Source organism: Marinobacter sp. UBA2498 (assembly GCF_002341575.1).
GTDB lineage: Bacteria > Pseudomonadota > Gammaproteobacteria > Pseudomonadales > Oleiphilaceae > Marinobacter > Marinobacter manganoxydans.
Map to the genome: position 1 here is coordinate 34,594 of NZ_DDOI01000080.1, position 1,352 is coordinate 35,945.

Genomic DNA, 1,352 nt, shown 5'->3' on the forward strand with positions numbered 1-1,352 from the left:
CGCCCGAATCGTGGCTTCCGTTGCCAGAATGGCCGCCGCCCCGCATATGGCGCTTCCCGCACTGGTCAGCAGGGCAGTCTCCGGGTCCAGCTTGAACCAGCGGGTGCCCAGTTGGTAGCCAACAAACAAAACAGTGACAATGACCAACAGATCCAGAACCACAATGCGCGGCCCCAACGCAAAGACCTGCTGCATGGTGACGGAAAATCCGAACAGCACAATGCCTGTGCGCAACAGCCAGCGGGTCGAAAATTTCAGTCCGGCCTCAACGGATTGGCTTTTCCATGGCATGGGAAGATTCCCGACGATGACCCCCAGCACCAGAGCAAACACCAGCGGGCTGACGCGGTCGCCTGTCAGCGCGGTGAGCAAAAAACCACCGATGGTGAATAGAACACATAACCCAAGACCTTTGTACATAACGCTTTCCTTTATTATCTAATGGAATTACGTTATGCCTTAAATTGTTATCTGTAAAATGAATAAAAAAGGAGATATAAATCGAATATGTAGATTAGTGGTGTTTAATCCGCTGCTATTGTCTCGTGCGCCTTACCTTTTAACCTGTAGTTTGATAAGCTCCGCGCCCGCTGTCGGTGGGCAATTCCGACCCGTTTTCCCGCGTTTTACTCTCGTTGTCACCGCAAGTTGTGTTCGTAACCTGCCTTTTCGTTGATAAAGAGAACCCGCTGACACCCTTCCTGTTTTGACGAGTGCACTGGAAACTCAACTATGGTTAACAAACTCAAAGCCGACTGGCTTTCCAACATCCGAGGCGATTTACTGGCCGGCATCGTGGTTGCACTGGTTCTGGAGCGCTAAACAGCAACTTCTGGGGCTGGTTCAGCCTGGACATCAGGGCCGAGTTTTTGATCGAGACTTTCTGCGGGTCTGGGACACACGTTCTGCATTGAGTAACGGTTAAGGACTTTATGTTGCGACGGTTGGCCAGCAAGCAAGAAATCGCTAGCAGCTCGTGCCGGAATCCCTGCCGCGTTTTAATCAGACCCGCGAGAGCCTCGTTCGAACTCTTGAAGTAGCGCGTTGGGCCATCAAAGTTTCAGAGGTGTATTATCCAGACGCGTTAAGTGGTTCCTTGAGGACAAACGATGTGTCTTATGATGGAGCTATAAACGTCGTTGCACTTTCCACCGAGTGTCATTGAATGGGGTGGAGTCCGATCATAGCCGAGCAGACAAACCTTCTTGTCCTTAATGCCTCCATCGAAGCACTCCGCGCTGGCGAGCAGCGCCGAGGCTTTTCCGTCATTGCCGATGAGGTTCGAACCCCGGCCCAGCGCAATCAGAGATCTACTGAAGAATTGGCATTGACTGTAGTGGTCAACTAATCCC

General features: G+C 51.8%; 2 protein-coding genes. Both read right to left on the bottom strand.

Annotated elements, in window-relative coordinates; all coding sequences use genetic code 11:
- Window positions 1–420: putative sulfate exporter family transporter (locus B2W52_RS10980; RefSeq protein WP_286803025.1), on the bottom strand; the 420-nt coding region annotated here is incomplete at its 3' end.
- 664 nt (window positions 421–1,084) lie between these two features.
- Window positions 1,085–1,352, bottom strand: a 268-nt coding sequence (locus tag B2W52_RS22405; protein WP_422655500.1) for a hypothetical protein, incomplete at its 5' end; no start/stop codon positions are given.